1 pseudogene is annotated in these 508 nt (G+C 76.8%); it reads left to right on the top strand.

Going from position 1 to position 508, the window contains the following annotated elements:
* Positions 1–508: pseudogene (locus FV223_RS29640) on the top strand (tRNA uridine-5-carboxymethylaminomethyl(34) synthesis GTPase MnmE); the annotation flags it as partial.

Raw genomic sequence — 508 nt, 5'->3', positions numbered from 1 at the left:
CGCTTGCGGGCCCCCTGCCGGCGCCGCGCCGCCTCTCGCTGCGGACGCTGCGCGACCCCGCCGACGGCGCCATCCTCGACCGGGCGCTGATCGCCTGGATGCCGGGGCCGAGCACGGTCACCGGCGAGGACATGGCGGAGCTGCACCTGCATGGCGGCGTCGCGGTGCGGGCCGGCGTGATCCGCGCGCTCACCGCCTTTCCCGGCTGCCGCCCGGCCGAAGCCGGTGCCTTCACCCGGCGGGCCGTGCTCAACGGCCGGATGGACCTGACCGAGGCCGAGGGCATCGCCGACCTGATCGAGGCCGAGACCGAGGCTCAGCGCCGTCAGGCCCTGCGCCAGCTCGACGGCGCCCTCGGCCGGCAGGTCGCGGCCTGGCGCGACGAGGCGATCGATTGCCTGGCCGCCGCCGAGGCGGCGCTGGATTTTTCCGACGAGGGCGACGTCGACGACACGGCCCTGGATCGCGCCCTGTTCGACCGCGCCGCCCGCCTGCGTGCCGCCATCGC

The sequence above is a fragment of the Methylobacterium sp. WL116 genome (assembly GCF_008039455.1).
Taxonomy (GTDB): Bacteria; Pseudomonadota; Alphaproteobacteria; order Rhizobiales; family Beijerinckiaceae; genus Methylobacterium.
This window is presented reverse-complemented; position numbering and strand designations above follow the sequence as displayed.